The sequence below is a fragment of the Paenibacillus sp. sgz302164 genome (genome assembly GCF_056120505.1).
The window spans coordinates 91,091-109,033 of the sequence record NZ_JBVYOL010000016.1 but is presented as its reverse complement, the minus strand read 5'-3'; the positions used below and the strand labels follow the sequence as shown (position 1 = coordinate 109,033).

The 17,943-nt window shown below is 52.1% G+C and carries 14 protein-coding genes; all 14 read right to left on the bottom strand.

Going from position 1 to position 17,943, the window contains the following annotated elements:
• Positions 1-154: 154 nt before the first annotated feature.
• Complete coding sequence (locus tag AC0LWT_RS25105) at positions 155-1,495, bottom strand: hypothetical protein (RefSeq protein WP_474684010.1); 1,341 nt, start codon at positions 1,493-1,495, stop codon at positions 155-157.
• Positions 1,496-1,741: 246 nt separating this feature from the next.
• Positions 1,742-5,398, bottom strand: coding sequence for a thiol reductant ABC exporter subunit CydD (gene cydD / locus AC0LWT_RS25100; protein ID WP_474684009.1), 3,657 nt, complete (start codon positions 5,396-5,398; stop codon positions 1,742-1,744).
• A 1-nt stretch (position 5,399) separates the two neighbouring features.
• Positions 5,400-6,410, bottom strand: a complete 1,011-nt coding sequence (gene cydB, locus AC0LWT_RS25095; protein WP_474684008.1) for a cytochrome d ubiquinol oxidase subunit II — start codon at positions 6,408-6,410, stop codon at positions 5,400-5,402.
• Positions 6,411-6,459: 49 nt separating this feature from the next.
• Positions 6,460-7,854, bottom strand: coding sequence for a cytochrome ubiquinol oxidase subunit I (locus AC0LWT_RS25090; RefSeq protein ID WP_474684007.1), 1,395 nt, complete (start codon positions 7,852-7,854; stop codon positions 6,460-6,462).
• A 151-nt stretch (positions 7,855-8,005) separates the two neighbouring features.
• Entirely contained in the window at positions 8,006-9,364 is a 1,359-nt protein-coding gene (locus AC0LWT_RS25085) for a hypothetical protein (protein WP_474684006.1), read from the bottom strand.
• Between the two features lie 98 nt (positions 9,365-9,462).
• On the bottom strand, positions 9,463-9,990 hold the full coding sequence (locus tag AC0LWT_RS25080) for a tyrosine-type recombinase/integrase (protein WP_474684005.1): 528 nt from the start codon (positions 9,988-9,990) through the stop codon (positions 9,463-9,465).
• A 36-nt stretch (positions 9,991-10,026) separates the two neighbouring features.
• Complete coding sequence (locus AC0LWT_RS25075; protein WP_474684004.1) at positions 10,027-10,998, bottom strand: LCP family protein; 972 nt, start codon at positions 10,996-10,998, stop codon at positions 10,027-10,029.
• Positions 10,999-11,167: 169 nt separating this feature from the next.
• Positions 11,168-12,760, bottom strand: coding sequence for a hypothetical protein (locus AC0LWT_RS25070; RefSeq protein WP_474684003.1), 1,593 nt, complete (start codon positions 12,758-12,760; stop codon positions 11,168-11,170).
• Between the two features lie 161 nt (positions 12,761-12,921).
• Positions 12,922-13,527, bottom strand: a complete 606-nt coding sequence (locus AC0LWT_RS25065) for a glycoside hydrolase family 73 protein (protein WP_474684002.1) — start codon at positions 13,525-13,527, stop codon at positions 12,922-12,924.
• Entirely contained in the window at positions 13,524-13,925 is a 402-nt protein-coding gene (locus tag AC0LWT_RS25060) for a phage holin family protein (RefSeq protein WP_474684001.1), read from the bottom strand. The genes AC0LWT_RS25065 and AC0LWT_RS25060 overlap by 4 nt, the downstream gene beginning before the upstream one ends.
• Before the next feature lie 110 nt (positions 13,926-14,035).
• Positions 14,036-14,170, bottom strand: coding sequence for a CD1375 family protein (locus AC0LWT_RS25055; protein WP_474684000.1), 135 nt, complete (start codon positions 14,168-14,170; stop codon positions 14,036-14,038).
• A 1-nt stretch (position 14,171) separates the two neighbouring features.
• Complete coding sequence (locus AC0LWT_RS25050) at positions 14,172-14,447, bottom strand: XkdW family protein (protein ID WP_474683999.1); 276 nt, start codon at positions 14,445-14,447, stop codon at positions 14,172-14,174.
• A gap of 25 nt (positions 14,448-14,472) precedes the next feature.
• The gene (locus AC0LWT_RS25045) at positions 14,473-14,688 is read right to left on the bottom strand and encodes a hypothetical protein (protein WP_474683998.1); all 216 of its coding nucleotides are present in this window, start codon (positions 14,686-14,688) and stop codon (positions 14,473-14,475) included.
• Between the two features lie 17 nt (positions 14,689-14,705).
• Complete coding sequence (locus AC0LWT_RS25040) at positions 14,706-17,930, bottom strand: gp53-like domain-containing protein (RefSeq protein WP_474683997.1); 3,225 nt, start codon at positions 17,928-17,930, stop codon at positions 14,706-14,708.
• Positions 17,931-17,943: the final 13 nt, after the last annotated feature.

Below are 17,943 nucleotides of genomic sequence, written 5' to 3'. Positions count from 1 at the left end.
TACATTTCGTATCGTTTTAGACGCAATTCTTCTCACCTTACATCCTTTTCGATATCATTCGCGAAAATCCTTCCTGAATAGAGGAAATTTAAACATAATTTGTAACAAATAAAGCTCACAACAAGGTAATAACTACCGTGTTGTGAGCTTTATTTTATCTTTGAGGATGCTTCGTGTTCTGCTCATTAATAAACGTATTCATATTTTCATTAGCGATGCCTTCCTGGTCTAGCAATTCCTTTAAACGCTGCCTATGAAGCTCGCCGAGACCGTATAACAGGTACCCTTCATTTTTCGCCTTTTTAATATGCTGGAACATCGAGAAATCTCTTGCCTTCTCAGCCTTCATCATCGGTGATTCCCCGTCCGTACTGTAATCCTTACTCGCAAGATGCCATTTTTCTTTGAAGGAAGCTTTGTCTTTCTCAGGCGCAGACTCCTGCTCTTGCCGTATTTTCTCTTCAACATAGGCTGTCAGATCTCGATAAAAAGATTGGAACAAAGCACTGCTGCCTTCTTTCCTCATCTCTGCCGTGACTGCGGCATTCGAGCTTTCCTGCGACGAAATAGCTGCAGCGGTTTGATCCCACATCTCTTTATGAAGCATATAAGTTTGAAAGAGATCGGATTCTTCGTCTGCCCTTGAAGCAAAATGAATAGCCATTACCAAATAAGTTAATTCCGTAGTCGTTCCTTGAAGCTGATAGTTTTTTTCATCCACACTAACTCCACTTACTACCCTTAATATTTTCGGATAAAAGCTTTCGGCCCTGTGACTTCTCTCTCCTTCAGCCCCTTTAAACTTTTGATTGATTACTTCGTCCCGTCCTCGCATATCATTCGTTAATTCGGGGTTGCTTCCAGCCTCGGCCGGATATTCGGTGAAGCCTTCATGCATATATTTATCGGTGCCTACTGCTGCTGTTATATCTGAAAGATTAAGTGCCGCATGCTCTTCGCCAAGCACAAGCAGCTTATTAGGGAGACGAATCCAAGTGCCTTTCTTACTAACATAACCTATCTTATCAGTTGATTTACCCGCATACTGTTTCATCTCATCTTTACTATTAAAATATCGGGATGGAAAATCTTTCAGCATGTTACTAACATTTCGCTCACCCTCACCCAAACGACCGTGACTGGTTTTCGTTTTGTGTCTGAAACCACTGAAGACTCTATTTTTGATGTACACTTTTCTTTGTACAGAAGGAGTTGAAGCTGATTGATTTACTGGTTGCTGTATCGGTGTCTCCGATTTCTCAGCAGACCTGCCGGCATTTTGCTTGAAAAGCTCACCAACAGCGCGATTGCCAATCGTACGCTGCAGCTGTAACAATTGACGTGAATTCATCGAATTCACGTTCATCGGTCGTTGTAACATTACATCAGCAGATAATTGAAGACCGCGCGACTGCATCTCAACCGTTTCCGGCAAGTTCGCATTAGCAGTTTTAGTGGAACCGTCAGGTCTCCTGGCTTGATGATTAATCTGCATATGTACCTCTTTCAATTGAATTGATGATGTTCATAAGAACCAAACAGAATACGCTCCGGAAACACCGATCTTAATAACTTCATTGTAAAACAGTTCATATGACTAGACAAGAACTTTCCCTCTTCCTCCATCATTTAGGCCTGCTCGTGCTATTGAAGCCTCGAAATGAAAACAAAAAGAACGGCTGCTTTATCAGCCGTTCTAAAGGGGAATTGTCCCATAAGTTTTTTAGCACTCAAAATTGTGTCAAGTCCCGGTACGCTGCTGAAATAGCGCGTGCTCCCAGTCTTTTTCCCTTTCCAGCTGCCACAACCGCCAATAATAGCCTTTGCGCTTCAGCAGTTCCTGGTGCGTGCCTCTTTCGCACACCGAGCCGTCCTGCAGCACGATGATTTCATCCATGCGTTCAACCAGACCGGACAATTTGTGCGTGATCCACAAAACCGCTTTATCTTTCAGCAAAGCGTCCATGTTGTCGACGAACGCTTTTTCGGTCAGCGCGTCCAGCCCTGCGGCCGGTTCGTCGAACAGCACGGCCGGAGCCTGCCGCAGCAAAGCCCGCGCGAGAGCGAGACGCTGACGCTCGCCGCCGGACAAGCGGTCTCCCAGCTCGCCGATGACCGTATCGTAGCCGTCCGGCAGCGCCGCAAGCGTCTCGTCGATTAACGCAAGCCGCGCCGCGGCCCGCATTTCCTCCTCCGACGCCTCCGGCCGGCCGAGCTTCAAATTCGCGGCGGCGGACGCGTTGAACAGCTGCACCTTTTGCGAAACAACCGCAAATTCGCAGCGGACTGCCTCCTCCGGCAAGCCTCTCAGCTCTTGCCCGTTGATCGTTACGGATCCTTCCGTATACGGACGCATCCGCAGCAGCACTTGCAGCAGCGTGCTTTTGCCCGCTCCGCTCTCGCCGACGACTGCGACGCTTTTGCCCTGCCGCAGCGTCAAAGACAAGCCGCGAACCGCATAAGGCTCCCGCGGGCCGTAGCGGAATGAGAGATCGCGGATGCGCGCCTCCCAGCCGCCGGCCGACCGCTCCGGCCCGGTCCCCGCAGCCGCGGGCGCGGCCGCAGGCTCGGCTTGGCGGCACTCGTCCGCCAGGCGGAACAGCCTGTCGGCCGACGACATCGTCTGGCCGATGTGCTGGAACGCGGCAGGCAGCGCCATGACCGGCTCGAAGCAGGCCAGCGCCATCATCGCGAGCGCCGGAATGGCGAGCCCTTCAAGCCGCCCCGCGCCGGCGAGATAAACCGCGGCCAGCAGGACCAGCCACATCCCAAGATGCGCAGCCCCAAGCATGGTTCCGGCGGCATAAGCGCCCAGCCTGTTCTGGGCCGCCTGAAAGGCGTTCGACCGCTCCTGAATGTCGCCGATCCGGGCCAGCCGGTCGCTCATCCGGCCGAACAACGTCAATTCCTTCATGCCGGCGATCAAATCCGCCATTTCCGCATTCATACCGGCCCGCGCCTGCACGACGCCTTCCCCGTGCCGCCTTCCGAGGCGGGCGCAAATCCAAGGGATGCCAATTCCGGCCGCAACCATCATCCCGCCCAAGATGCAGGCCAGCCTCAGATCGTGAGCGGCCATCACCGCAAAGCCGAGCAGCCCTGTCAGCGAAGCGACAAGCGGCGGAGCGAGCACGCGCAAATATAAATTTTGCAGCTGCTCCACATCGCCGGTAATCGCGTTCAGGACATCGCCGCTGCGCCGGCTTTCCAGCAGCGCCGCTCCCCGCGGCTCCAGGCTTTCATACAGCCAGACGCGGACGCGGTGCAAAACCCTGAAAGTGAGATCGTGGGAAACGAGTCGCTCCAAATACCGCAGCACTCCCCTGGCGATGCCGAAAAACCGGACGCCTACGATCAGCGTCCAAAGCATCAGCACCGATTCGGGGCGAAGCGCCGACCGGGCGATCAAATAGCCGGACGTCCCCATCAGCCCGATGTTAGCCGCCACCGTCGCAAAGCCGAGCAGCGCCGCCAGCGCCGTCCGTCCTTTATACGGACGGACAAACGCCAGCATGCGGCGGAAGGTGCCCCTGCGGGCCCCGGCCCCGGCAGCGCCGCTGCCCTGTCCGTCCGGCGCTGCCGCCTCAGCGGCGCCGGCCCATCGACCGGGTGCCGCGCCAGGCGCCGCAGCCTCCGGCCCGGCGTCCCCGCCATCGGCAGCGCCGCCAGTGCTGCCGCCACCCGCGCCCGCATGAATCATGCGGGCGTACAGCCCGCCGGCGGCCAGCAGCTCGGTCGGCCGGCCCATCTCCGCGATGCGCCCGCCGTCAAGCACGATGATGCGGTCCGCACCCTGCACCGTATCCAGCCGGTGCGCCACCGTAACGGACATGCGGCCCTGCAGCAATGCATCGAGCCCCTTCCTGACGGCGGCTTCATGAACAAGGCCGACGCCCGACGTCGGCTCATCCAAAAGCAGCAGCGGCGCGCGTTTCAGCAGCGCGCGGGCAATCGCAAGGCGCTGCACCTGTCCGCCGGACAGGCGGACGGAATCGCCGACCGCCGTCTCCAGCCCTTGCGGGAGGCGGTCTATAAAATCAACGCCTGCCGCGCGGAGCGCCGCGGCAATCTCGGCATCCCCAGCCCCGGGGCTGCCCAAAGTCACGTTGTCCCCGAGTGTGCCGTGGTACAACCGGGGGTTCTGAGCGACGCCGGACAGCCGGCTGCGCCACCAATCCATCGACAGCTCCGCCATGTCGATGCCGTCGATCAAAATGCGCCCCGACGTCGGCCGGACGAAGCCCTGCAGCAAATCGAGCAGGGTGCTTTTGCCCGCTCCCGTCGGCCCGACAACCGCTATCCGCTCACCCGGCTCCAGCGTGAACGTAATATCCGCAAGCGCCGGCCCCGCAGCATCCGGATACGACACACCGACCGCTTGAAACTCGATCCGGTGCCCCCGCGGATTCTCGGTGCCCCGCTTCGCCCCCGGACGCTCGACAAAACCCGGCGGCTCCGTCTCCAAAATGTCCATGATGCGCGCCGCAGCGGACATTCCGTTCGTGCTGGCATGGAACTGGGTTCCCAGCGTCCGAACCGGCGCATAAAACTCCGGCGTCAACAGCAGCACCAGAAAAGCATGCTCAAAGCCGATTTCCCCGGCAATAAGCCGCAAGCCCAGGAAAACGGCAACGACAGCCGTACTGAGCGTGGCGAACAGCTCCATGACGAATGCCGACAAAAAGGCCAGCCGCAGCGTGCCCATCGTCGTCTGGCGGTAATCTTCGCTGATGCGGGCGATAATTTCGATTTGCGCCCGGCTGCGGTTGAACATTTTTAACGTAGGCAGGCCGCGCAGCACATCCAGAAAATGCCCGCTGAGCAGGCCAAGCGTCTTGAACTGCTTGCGGGCCTTCGATTTGGCGGTCAGGCCGACCAAAATCATAAACAGCACGAGCAGCGGAAGCGTAACAGCCAGCACGATGGCCGAGATCCAGTCCAGCCCCGCCACGACGCAAAATACTGCGACCGGAATCAGCATGGACAAGGCGACCTGCGGCAAATAACGGGCCAGATACGCTTCAAGCTGCTCGACGCCTTCATATGCCGTCCCGATCAGCTCGCCGCTGCGCTCGCCTTTGGCGTAGTTCGGCCCCAGCTCCGAGAGCTTGCGCAGCAGCCGCCCGCGCAGGTCGCTTTTGATCCGCAGCGCCATGCGGGCGGATACTTGCTCGCCCGCCGCCTGGACGACCGCTCTGAGCGCGATCAGGCCGAGCAGAATGCCGAATGCGGGAAGCAGCCCCTGAAGGCCGAGCCCGCCGAGAAAAGCTCTGTCCGCAATCCGGGCGATACCCGCCGCCTCCAAAATAATGAGCATCCCGCCTGCCGCGCCGAGCGCGATACAGACCGCGAACAGCGCGCGGGTTCCCTGCACTTTGGCAAACAACCGGCTCATCATGTCAGTACTCCAAATGGTCCTTGACGCTGACCCGCTTGCGGAATACCCAGTACGTCCACGCCTGATAGGCGATGACGATCGGAACCGTCGTAAGCGCGATAATCGTCATTACTTTTAGCGTGTACTCGTTGGAAGCCGTATTGTAAATCGTCAGCGTCCACTCCGGGTTGAGCGAGGAAATCATCACCCTTGGGAACAGCGACATGAACACCGTCACGGTGGACAGCGCGATCGTGAGGCCGGTCATAATGAACGCCCAGCCGTCGCGGCCCGCCTTCAGGAAGAAATGAACGGACAGCAGCGCCATGCCGGCGGTCAGCGGCACCATGCCCGGGATGATCCCGTCGCGCGTGAACATATCCGTCTCCACGTAGCTGAGCACAACGAACAGCAGAAGCGCCGCACTCGTCCAGGCGCCGACCCGGTTCGCAAAACGGCGGGCGCGATCGCGCAGCTCCCCTTCCGTTTTGAGCGACAGAAACAGCGCTCCGTGCAGCAAAAACAACAGCACGATGCTGACACCGGCCATTACCGAATACAGCGAAATCAAATCCCAGAACGAACCTACGAAATTCGTATTGGCATCGATCGGCACGCCTTTCATCAAATTGGCCAGCGCGACGCCCCACAGCAGCGGAGGCAGCAAACTGCCGCCGAAAAGGATCCAGTCCCACATCGTTCTCCACTTCGGATTTTCCAGTTTGCTGCGAAACTCGAACGCCACTCCTCTTCCGATCAGCGCCAGCAGCATCAAAAACAAAGCCATATAAAATCCGCTGAACAAGCTCGCGTACCAGCCCGGAAACGCCGCGAACATCGCGCCGCCGGCCGTGATCAGCCACACCTCGTTGCCGTCCCAGACCGGGCCGATCGTATTGATCAGCACGCGCCGCTCCACATCGGACTTGCCGAGGAAAGGCGTCAGCATGCCGACGCCGAAATCAAAACCTTCCAAGAAGAAAAACCCGACAAACAGCACGGCGATTAAAACAAACCATAAAATTTCCAGCATATGTTGACGTTCGCCTCACTTTCCTTTTTTCACTGCGCCTCCGCCAATTCTAGAGATAAGAGACGGCTCCCTTATTCGGGCTAACCTGCTTATGCTTAAGCTGCGACTCGTCGTCGGCGCCCTTGCGCACGAAATGAACGACAAGATACACGAACGCCGCAGCCAAAAGTCCGTACACGAGCGTAAATCCGATCAGCGAGGTCGCTACCATGCCCGTGGAAACGAGCGGCGATACGCCGTCCTCCGTTTTTTGCAAGCCGAAGACGAGCCATGGCTGGCGCCCTACCTCGGTCATGATCCAGCCTGCCGAATTGGCGATATAGGGCAGCGAAATGGCGGGTATCATCCATTTCAGGTAGATGGCGCTTCCGGCCAGCCGATTGCGCAGCGCCGCATAAGTGCCGAACATGCTGAGCAAAATCATCAGCACCCCGGCCGCAACCATGATGCGGAAGCTCCAAAAGGTCGTTCTGACCGGCGGGATGTAGTTGCCCGGGCCGTACTGGGTTTCATATTTTTTTTGCAGCTCATTCATGCCGGGCACGCTTCCGTGCAGTTTATTATAGGAAAGAATGCTCAGCGCATAAGGAATTTCAAGCTGATACTTGTTTTCCTTTTTGGCAGGGTCGATGAAGGCAAAAACCGTCCACGGAGCGCTGTCTCCCGTCGTTTCCCACAATGCTTCCGAAGCGGCCATCTTCATCGGCTGGGATTTCATCAGATGCTGCGCCTGCTCGTGCCCCGCTACAGCCGTCAAAAAGCTGGCTATCAGCGCAACCACGATTCCGATCGTAAAAGAAGATTGAAACAGCTCCGTCTGATGCTTGCGCAGTATTTTGTATGCGCTGATGCCGGTCACGAACAACGCCCCTGTCGCAAGCGCCCCGTAAACAACGTGCGGGAACTCGACCCACAACTGCGTATTGCCCAGCAGCGCAAAGAAATCCGTCATCTCCGCGCGCCCGTTCCGAATCGCATAGCCGACCGGCTCCTGCATGAACGAGTTGGCGCTTAGAATCCAAAGCGCGGACAGCGTCGTGCCGAAGGCGACAAGCCAGATGGAAGCCAGGTGCACTTTTTTGGGCAGCCGGTCCCAGCCGAAAATCCAGATGCCGAGAAATGTCGATTCGAGGAAAAACGATACGAGAGCCTCCACTGCGAGCGGCCCGCCAAAAACGGCCCCGACAAACCGGGAATAATCCGCCCAGTTCATGCCGAACTGAAATTCCTGCATAATCCCCGTTACGACGCCGACCGCGAAATTGAGGAGAAACAATTTGCCCCAAAATTTGGCCATCATTTTGTATTTGTCATCATGTTTCACTACGTACAGCGTCTGCATAAAAGCGATCAAAAACGCGAGCCCGATCGATAGCGGGACGAAAAAAAAGTGATAAACCGTCGTTATTGCAAACTGCCATCTGCTCCAATCCAAAGCGTCCAAAATAACGCCCCCCTTTCTTATGATCATGATTATAGGGAGGATTCGGACGCATTCATGTGACGAAAATCACAATATAAAGCCGATTTATGGCAAAAAAGGCACATCCCTAGCACAAAAACAAAAAAGACCCCATGGACCTAGATCCATGGAGTCATTCTGCTGCGTCCGTATTCATTTTGAACAGCGTGCCGCCCACTGCTTTGTACCACGAGCCGTGCAGCCATTTGGTCATTCCGCCGCCGTAGCCCAAATCGATCGATGCCGCTTGACCTGGCGCAATCAGAAACAATTGCTTGTCGAACGTGTAGGTTAGCGTGCCGTCAGGAGCCAGCTTGTCGATCTTCGGTCGGTCCACGTCCACTGGCAGGTAAGTTGCCTGCGTCACTGAGCCTGAAGGCGACTGCACATAAATTTGCCGGGTCCCGTCCCCCGACTGCTTCGTAAAAGCGATCCAGCCCTGCGCGATTTCATAATCGGCGTGGGGATAAACGTACGTGCCTTGCGGCGCAGCCGGCCCAAGCTCGGTGATGACGCCGTCCCGCTTCTTCAGCAGCTTGCCGCCTTCCCCGATGAAGACGATCGTGCGCCCGTCCCATACCGGATTATAGCTGGCACGCTCCCGGTGCGGAATGATGAGGCTGCTTTGCCCTTGCGCATAGCGGTAAATCTGCGTCAGTTTGTCTCCCCGGGCCGTCCCCGAGTAAACGAACTCGCCGTTTATGTTCAAGCTGGCGCCGTAGGCGGACGTGCCTTGAAGGGGATATTTCCGCGCTTCGCCGGTCGCTGAATCGATCCAGTCAACCCGGTGCGTACCCGGCCGCAGCACATAGCTGCCCGCGACCTGGAGCCTGTCGCCGCCGTCGCAGCACGTTTCAAAATAGTTCAGCCCCGTGTCCGCCGCCGAGCCGTCTTTCCAGAGCAGCGTATGAGCGTAGCCGTCCCCGTACAGTCCCGCGGTGAACACGGCGCCTGACGGAGTAAGCTTTGCGCCTATTTTATCGGGCTTCGCGTATACAACCGTATCGGGACCGCCCTCGCCATCCAGCAAATGGAGCCTTTTATCATAAGCTGTATACAGGATCCGGTTTTCGTCGAAATCGTCGATGACGCCCGGAACTTGCCGCAGCTTGACCAGCCGCAGGCCATTGTCCGCATACAAAGTATGATAAAGGGTTCTAACTCCGCCGCCCGCCGCATCCGATACCTCGGCTTGCAAATAAACGATCCGGTTCCGATAAGCGGAGATATCGAAATCGCGTTCTACACGCCCCTGCCCCTCCGCTTCCGCAAAAAGATGATTGTTCTCATCCAGCAGCATCAGCTTCACTTGTGCGCCGGCCTCGCCGGGAGGCGCCGCTGCAGCGGCATGCAGCAAATCGGCGGTGATGACCGATTGGTCCGCAGGCTCCAAATAGACGGCCGTCCGGGGGACGTCCGCGGAGAACGCGGTTAAAGGAAACAGCATCAGCCATGCCAAACTCCATAGTACCGTAATCCTTCGCTTTTTCATCAGCGGTTGGACACCTGCCTATCGAATATGATACATTTTGTATCATATCATACATGATGTGTGAAGTCACACGAATGTAAGCGGCATCATTTGGCTAATCAGCCTCTCGCCGTTTGCTGCTCGTTCCCGATTCCGATATATTTCAACGTGACCGAAGGCGCAGAGTGATTGAACAGATCGCGGAGAACGGATATGTTCTTCGTCTTTTGATAGTAGTGATAGCCGAACGTTTTGCGCAAAGTGTGTGTGCCGATATCGTCCAGCCCCGCCTGCTTCGCCGCTTCGTTCAAAATACGGTATACGCGAATGCGTTTAATCGGCCTTCCCGTTCGCTGGGACGGAAAGAGAAAATCCTCGTCACTCATATAAGCGATGTACTCGTTGATCTTCTCGGAAAGCTGCTGCTGGATGACGAACGTTTTTTCCTTGCGGGTTTTCTCTTCCCGGATCGTTACTCTGCTCTTGCCCTTCAAGTCCTTGACCTTCAAAGTCAGCAGGTCGTTCAGATGCAGGCCCGAATTAATGCCTATAGTGAACAACAACCAATCGCGCATCGACTGTCTTTTCAAAATTTCTTGAATCTCTTCAATCTTCTCGTGATCTCGTATAGGTTGAACGATTTGCATATCAGCTTCACTCCTTTGCTTTAGTTAACCGCAGTCTCAGGAAAACAGCTTTTCAACGATTTCCTTGACCTTTGCCATGTCGGGCAGCCAGTAATACAATTGGGCATGGACCAACGGGTCTTCATTGTATCCGCTTTGGCCGGGAATTTGCGCGTATTGAAAGTCGGACTCTTTCATGCCTTCCAGCATCCATGCCAAGCTTATGATATCGCTGTCATGAAAATTGGTGTCAAGGATATCTTTTTTCATGGACGTGACAAGTTCGACTGTCTTTTTCATATTTTGGGGGGCAAGCGCTTCGGCTGCGATATTGCGCAGCACTTGATACTGTTCGTTTTGTCGTCCGAAGTCTCCGTCGGGGAAAGCCCAACGCTCTCTGACCAGGCTGAGCGCCATAGCGCCGTCCAATCTTTGTTTGCCTGCCGGCAAATCCTTTTGGGTACTGCGCAAATGCAGCTGCTTTGGCAAATCCACATCAACGCCGCCGACCGCATCGATAAAATGCTCGAATCCCTGAAAATTCGTTTTCACATAGTAATTAATCGGTATTTTCAAAAAATCGCTAACGGCCTGCATCGCCTCTTCCGTTCCTTGATGATTCCCCCCTTTCGCTTCGCCGACAGCGTGGGCATGATTGATTTTGGTATACCCCACATCTCGCAAATAGATCCGCGTGTCTCTAGGAAGCGACAGGACGTTCGCTTTCTTCTCGGAAGGCACGACATGTATAACCATAATGACATCCGTCCGCGAAATCTCGCTGCCCCTGGCATCGATGCCAAGCAGCAGGACATTGAATGCCGAAGCTTGCGGGGATGCGGGGTTCTGGCGATTATCCGTAGGGACCGCTTCCGCAGCGTCTCCCGCTGTTCCCACGGGTGTCGAAAGAACCGGCACTTCACTTTTCTGAAAATGGCGACCGGGCTCAAGCTCCCAGTATGCGCAGCTGCCCAACAACAAGGTACTGGCAATAGCAGAACTTAACGCGATAATCTTCCAGCGTTTCACATGCTGCACATCCTTGTTAGGTTTTGATACAAATTGTATCATTTGATTTGTGCAATTACAAGTTCCCGGGCTATTAAATTGTGCGAAAACTCACATTTTTAACTAAATGCCTTAGTTTAACAACAAAAGACTGCCCTCTGCGGCAGTCCTGCGAATCTCGGTATGAGCATTAATAGGTCGTTTGCGCGATTAAAACAAATCCGTAATACAAGTACCAGATTTGCGCCGAAGGCCCCGAACCGTTGATGAACACCAGTCCCTGGCTGTTGACCGTAGCGGTAAAGCTCGGGATGAACGGGGCGTCCCCTTTTTTGATCGTGTTTCCGAGCTTCTGCACATCGGCAAAATCGTACGTTTTATCGTCATAGCTAACGATATAGTAAGCCGTGCTGCCGTGGTTCAAATCATTTCTCATCACCGTGACCGACAGCAAATACGTGCCTGGCGTCGGGAGGGTGATGAACGTATTGATCGTCTGCGAAAACGGGAGCTCGAACTTGTCTCTTTTGGTAATGATATTGTCCAGGAAATTGTCCGTAATCATCTGAAAACTTCTCTGCTTGATCGAGCGATTTTTCTGGTTCGGTTGCGGGGAATCGTTCATAAAATCGAGAATGCGGACACGGTTCTGCGCATCGTTAATAATCGGATTCACGCTGCCGTCGCTCGAATCGCACTTGTACACGAGCCCTTCGATGTTCACGTTGTCGTTCGGCCCGGTCACCATCGCGACAGACTCCTTGCGGTTGTAGCACCACGCATACAGGCCGTATACATTGACGTTTTTGGCAGCCCCCGCCGGATCGAAATAAATACCCGTATTCCAGTTTCCTTCCAGATACAAATTTTCCAGCGTTATATTGGAGTTGAAGCCCTGGAACTCAAGCATCATCTGCTTGACGGAAGTCGTATTCGAGCCCTCGATGGCGACATCGCGGAACGAGCAGTTCTTGCCGTCTTTGATGACAATGACCGACCCGTCATATCGCATCTGGGAAATGAATGTCTGCTTCACGTTCAGCGTATGGTAATCCAGCACATAGATGGCTTGGCCCTGGTAACCGCCCAACGACGCATCCCGCCAAAATCGGGAACGTGAAATTTCAATCATATACACGCCGTATCCGGATTGAAACTGTCCGTCCATGTAAATGCCCCATTTTCCGGAAGCGCAACCATTTTGGAAAAATCCGTCAAAATAAAGCTGTCCCCCCTGCGGAAGCCGGATACCCCCGCCCGTAGTCGTATCGATCTGGATATTGACGACCGACAAGGCGTCTACCAGATTTTGATTCACCGTAAAATCGAAACAGTAACCTGTACCCGTGTATTTGATGACCGAAGTGTACATATTGTCGCCCATAATGGTGAACCCGCCTAAGCGCGCGACATTGGGAATCGTTTGAACCTTGGGCGCTATCGTTGACTGCACCGTATAAATGCCGCTCGGCACATAGAGGGTGCCTTCCGTTCCGAGGAAATTGAACGCCCTCTGGAATCTTGCGTCATCCGTCGTCTCCCCGGCCAGCCTTGGGAAATTGGCCAGACTTACCTTGCCTTTTGCCATGTCGGCTTGCATTTGACTGTACAGCAGCGTCCACATTTCCTCCCGTGTGACGTAATCTTGAGGGCGGCTGCCGTCCGCGATGCCTTCCTGCACAAAATAATTTGTCGCCGTTTGCGCCAATGATGAACTGTTTGAACTGTTTGAATTGCCTGAACTGCTTGAACCGCCTGAACTGTTCGAACTGTTGTCCGCCATACAACTCCAACTCCTTTCTCAGTCTGATGAGTTAAACGTATGAGTCCACCTGGCATAAGCAGCCTCCCGCTAGATTCAGCGGCAGACTCCTATCTGACCTCTCCTACTTTTTCTCTTAAGATAGTTTATGTTGGAGTTGTACAATCGGACACAGCAAAAGCTTATTCCACCGCTTGCCCGGACACCTTGCGCAGCTCATTGGCAAGCCGGTGGAACTCGTCCTTGGCTTCCTGATTGTCCGTGCTCTGCCACGCGGCGGATAAAAAGCCGATCACTTTATTAGCGTCCTCAACGCTCATCATAATCTCAGTTTCCCCCTTCGTATCGTCCTCCGGACATATATCGTAACTGGTAAGCCCGTTCGTGTCGATAATCGCCATCAGCTTGGCGGCATATTGCGGGTCCGTCGCATACCCCGCGCTCTGCAGCGCCTGACAAGCCGCCTTATAATCCCGCTCTTGGAGAACAGCGCGGTACCTGGCATTGCCGACCAAAAGCAAAGAATGATCGCGAATGCTGTCGGCCCAGCTCGCATACACGCGAAACCCGTCCACGATCTGCACCCACTTGCCGTTGATGTATTCCTGGGTCGTCAGCTGCTGCCCGCTTCCCTTAATGCCGAACAAATTGTTGCCGGGGGCCGACTGCCCCCAACCGCTTTCCAAAATCGCCTGCGCAATCGTCACACTGGCAAGAATGCCGTACTCCCGCATATCCGCCTGCGCCGCCCCGACAATTTGCGAAATAAACGCTTCCTTATTATTCATTCACGACCTTCCCCCTTATTTCTGAGCACTTGAATAATTTGCTTCACTTGATCAGGCAGCGGCAGCCCCATTCTTCCGTAATTTTCAGTAATCGAAATGAATTCATTGGCCAAATAAAAATAAATCGCCCCCGTCATCAGTAAATCGCCGCCAATGATCAAATCCAGACGGTGCGCCAGCATGATGACAAGCAGCATCAGCCCTTTGCGGGTAAGGCCCCAAAAGCCGACCTGGCTGTTGAGGCCCTTGTGCTCTTTCATCGACGCGACAATCCCCGTCGCATAATCGATCACAATCGCGGTAACAAACAAGCCGAGAAGCTCATTCCAACCGCCAAAAGCATACGTAATGAGCGTCCCGACCACCGCCGAGACGAAGTTAAACACGGCTTGGTTCATCGTTTTTTCTCCTTTCTGCTGCGGCATGGTTTGTCATGCCTTTGAATGGGAAACAGGCTCCTGTTATTGGGAGCCTGTTTTTTTGGTGGGGCGGTGGGAATTCTCAAAGGCTAGTCGCCCTTTTTCGCAGTCGCCGGATCTTGGTCTGCGTCGAGCAGAGCCTGCACATCCGCCCTGTGCCGTTCCGGCACCTGATCCATCGTGCGCCGGCCTTCTTTGACGAGCATGTAGTATACCTGAACCAATCTATTTCCCTCCTTGCAGCTTAAGCAGCATCTCGTAAACTTCTGCCACAGCTTCCATGGTTGCGACATTATCGTTTTTCAGCTTGGCATTTTCAGCCTGCAGCGTCGATATTTGCTGCTCTGCGGTCAGCACAGCCGGCTTGGACGCTTCCGCTGCTTGATACGCTTCCCATGCCGCCTGGAGTTCTTCTTCCGTCGGCTGCGCTGCGTCCAGGTTCCATTGCGCGATGTATGGACCTTTACCGTCGCTGTCGTCTTGGACGATATAGTCAACCATACGAACAGCAGTAGGGTAAAGGTGTTCAATCGCATTCCATTTTTTTTTTTTGTTCTTCGGTTGGTTGAATAAATTTTCCGCTTTGAATAACGTATTTATCTTGATTAGCAATTGCGTCATGCCATTGTTCCTCTGAGATCAGAATTGCAGTCGTCGGAATTTTAGTACCATCCCATATATCTTCGTTATAAAAAGCAATGATATTTCCGGTTATGTCATAGTCTGCATAATGCAGCGTCATAGCGTTCCCCCCTCTTATTAGTATCCAATAGCGAAGTAATGAACAGTTTTTGTGCCTGTTCCACTAACCCAGACAGTGCATCCAGAATTAGTGTAACTTCCGGCAGAGGCTGTATCAGTTGGTGTCCCACTTTCGACTGTTATATACACATTCATACAGAAGTTAGGAAACGCAATAGGGAACGTAACAGCCGCACTCGAACCACCTGTCACTGTAACTATCCCCCATTCGATGATAATTCCGCTAGGAATCTTTTGATAGCCATTTGTTGTTTTACTCACAGCACTGTTGTTATCTCCCCAAGGGTTATTAACGCCTTGAAGATTAATCATGCCACCAAAATCAACATATTCGGGAATGGTGCCATTGGGTTGCGTACCTCTTTTTGCTATTTTTCCGCCATGATATGCGTATAGACCGACCGAATTGTTTGCACCTAAATTGGTGTCACTATATATATTTGAATTATAATCACATAGGATTGCTTGTGCTTTATTTGAGATAACACTATTCGAAATGATTGCGTTGCAACTGACAGCATACAATCCATTTCCTGCCCAAGAACCTGTAGAATTGCAATAATTAAGAAATACGTAAGAAGAACGAGCTACAACATACGAGTCGATCGATGTTGATGTTGCATTAAAACCTCTTACATTCACAGGGCAAACACAATTATAAACACCTATAGTACTTACAGAGTAATTTGAGGAAACAGCCGTATCTCCATTCAAGGATAATTGACCGGAACCACTATATCCTTGAATAACGACATTTTCATTGTAAGTACCTGCAGCGACATTGATATTGTAAACATGATTCAAAATTTGCGGAACGCTATTTATTGCTTTCATGATCGTTTTGAAAGGCTTTCCTGCGCTTCCGTCATTGTTATCTGCTCCGTTTGTCGCATCGACGTATAGCGTAGTGGCTTGCCTAGTTTGTCTGGGCACTTGGTAGACCTGTCTCGCCAAGTTCTCTGTAGTACTTATCCGCGCCTCTGCATCTGCTTGATTTGCAGCTAGTGCATCGACAACAGTTTTTAGGTTGCCTACGTACTCTCCGTTGATTTGTATCAAAGGAGCAGATATAAAGTACTGATCGATAGTGAGATAAGTCACTTCGTAAGTGGCGGTTGAATCGTAATTAGCAGTAGCGATACGGGCTTGAGCATATCCATATGGCGTTCCTGAAGGATATGACCATTGCGGGTCTACTCGCCCATTTTTAAATACACTAATAATTTTTAATGTCCTATAGCGTAACTGTGACATGGGAAATGCGGTGTTATTTATCAAGTACTCATTATTAGTTGGGTAATAAACTGGATTCGCCTTCTCCCGCACAATCATACCCGTTCCAACTTCAATCTGATTCATTCCTTCGTGAAGCGAAATGCTGCCTTCTACAGCGATTTCTTCGAATGTTGGAGTAGCAAGTTGGTATGTGAGTTTGTAAGGAGTGTACCCTGCATAGGATACGGTCTGTAGTGTCGTTGTAGGCGCGTTTCCATCCATTTTAACCCATGCCTTTGTACCGCTTCCGTTGTATCCTGCTGTAAAACTCGTGCCATTCCATACACCCATTCTCCAACCATAAAAATATGCCTGTATCTCGGGTGTCGAAGGCGTGTAATTATCTCCCCAGCCTGAATCTGTATTTGGAATAGTAATATTTATACCAGCACCGTTCAGAATGCTTTGATCGGCTGCTGACAAATAAGTCGCTGCATCCATAGTTGAACGCACTATTTTCCCATCGTATTTGACAACAGATTCAGTAAATTGTTTGTACCCTCCTAGTCCTGTCCCGGAAAAAAACACTGCTTTATACCCAGTTTTACTTTGATCAAACAACCACGATAAACTGCCATCTAGCACAACATCTCTCGCAAAACGATTCTCGCGCCAATACTTGCCATCACGCTTGAATAGCGTGTCATATACAGTTCCGTCTAAACTGGAGGCAAGCTGGACGTTCGGAATGTATAGATAATCGTCATTACGCGGTTTGAATGGTTTGGCTATTGATCCAAGGTTGAGCATAGGGCTTGAGAACGTAATCGTTCCGCTTACCGCTGAATCTACGGCTAAGGAAATCCTCAACTTCACAGCATTAGAAGGTATTGTAACCGTTTTGTTTATTACTGTAGTTCCATTAGTGGTAACGTATGGGGATGAGCCCAAATCAGTCAATAGGTTACCATAGGAATCAATTGGCTGTAAATTGTAATACGCCCCATATATAGTGGTTCCATTAATACCAGAGACATTAACAGTAGTGGTAAATGTGTACGATTGATTGGGTATAACAGATATTTCGACGTAATTACCACTAAAATTACCTGCTGTTTTCACAAGATTTAAAGTATAAGGTTCGACTAAATATTTTGTACCTGAAGTGATGAAATCTACCCACTCATTAAATTGCGGCAACAGGTTTTCCCCATACCTATAGACATATGGTGCTGTAATGTGCTTCACATCGTCTACGTAGGGGTATTTGGTGGTGATTTGTGAAATAGTTTGATTGTTAAAATTTACATACTCCGCTGAACTTATTTCATATAGCCGTAAACCATCGATATAACCCGTTGCAGTCCCAGTCGTAAGACCAAAAACTAACGAACATAAACCGCCTGTAAAAGAAGCGCCGGAGAATACAGTAACCACAGTTTGCCACTGGTTAAGCTTCGTATTATCAAAGGAAAAAATAGAAGATGATGCAATAACTGTCCCGATATTGTTTTGCTGTACGTTAACAACAAAATTAGTACCACCAGAAGTAGAAGTAAGATAAGCATCCATCGCCACCATATAAAATTTACCTGTAGTAACAGGGATATTGTTTTTATAGATGTATGCTGTTGTATTAGATTCAACAAGTTTAATCGAAGTTGTCCCATATTTTGAGACAGTTGAATCTACTGTAACTGTACCTGAACCACTTACCACAAACGGAGTAAGACTAGTACAATTCCCATCCCGCCCCAGCAGGTTCACCAACGTGCCGCCCTGGATGCTCGTCAGATTAAACGGCGAAGTTTTCGCGGCGTTCACTACCTGGAGCCCGTTCGACAAGTTCACTGACGTTGCCCCAGGATTTGCTGCGACCTGAGCGCCTAGCTGCGCATCAATTTTGTCCCAGTTGTCATTGAGCATCGTATTGATGTCGAAGGTATCATTTCCGTCCGATGCCGGATTTTTTTTGTAGAGGCCCAAATTCGTTGTCGTGCTTGGCATTTATTGTTCCCTC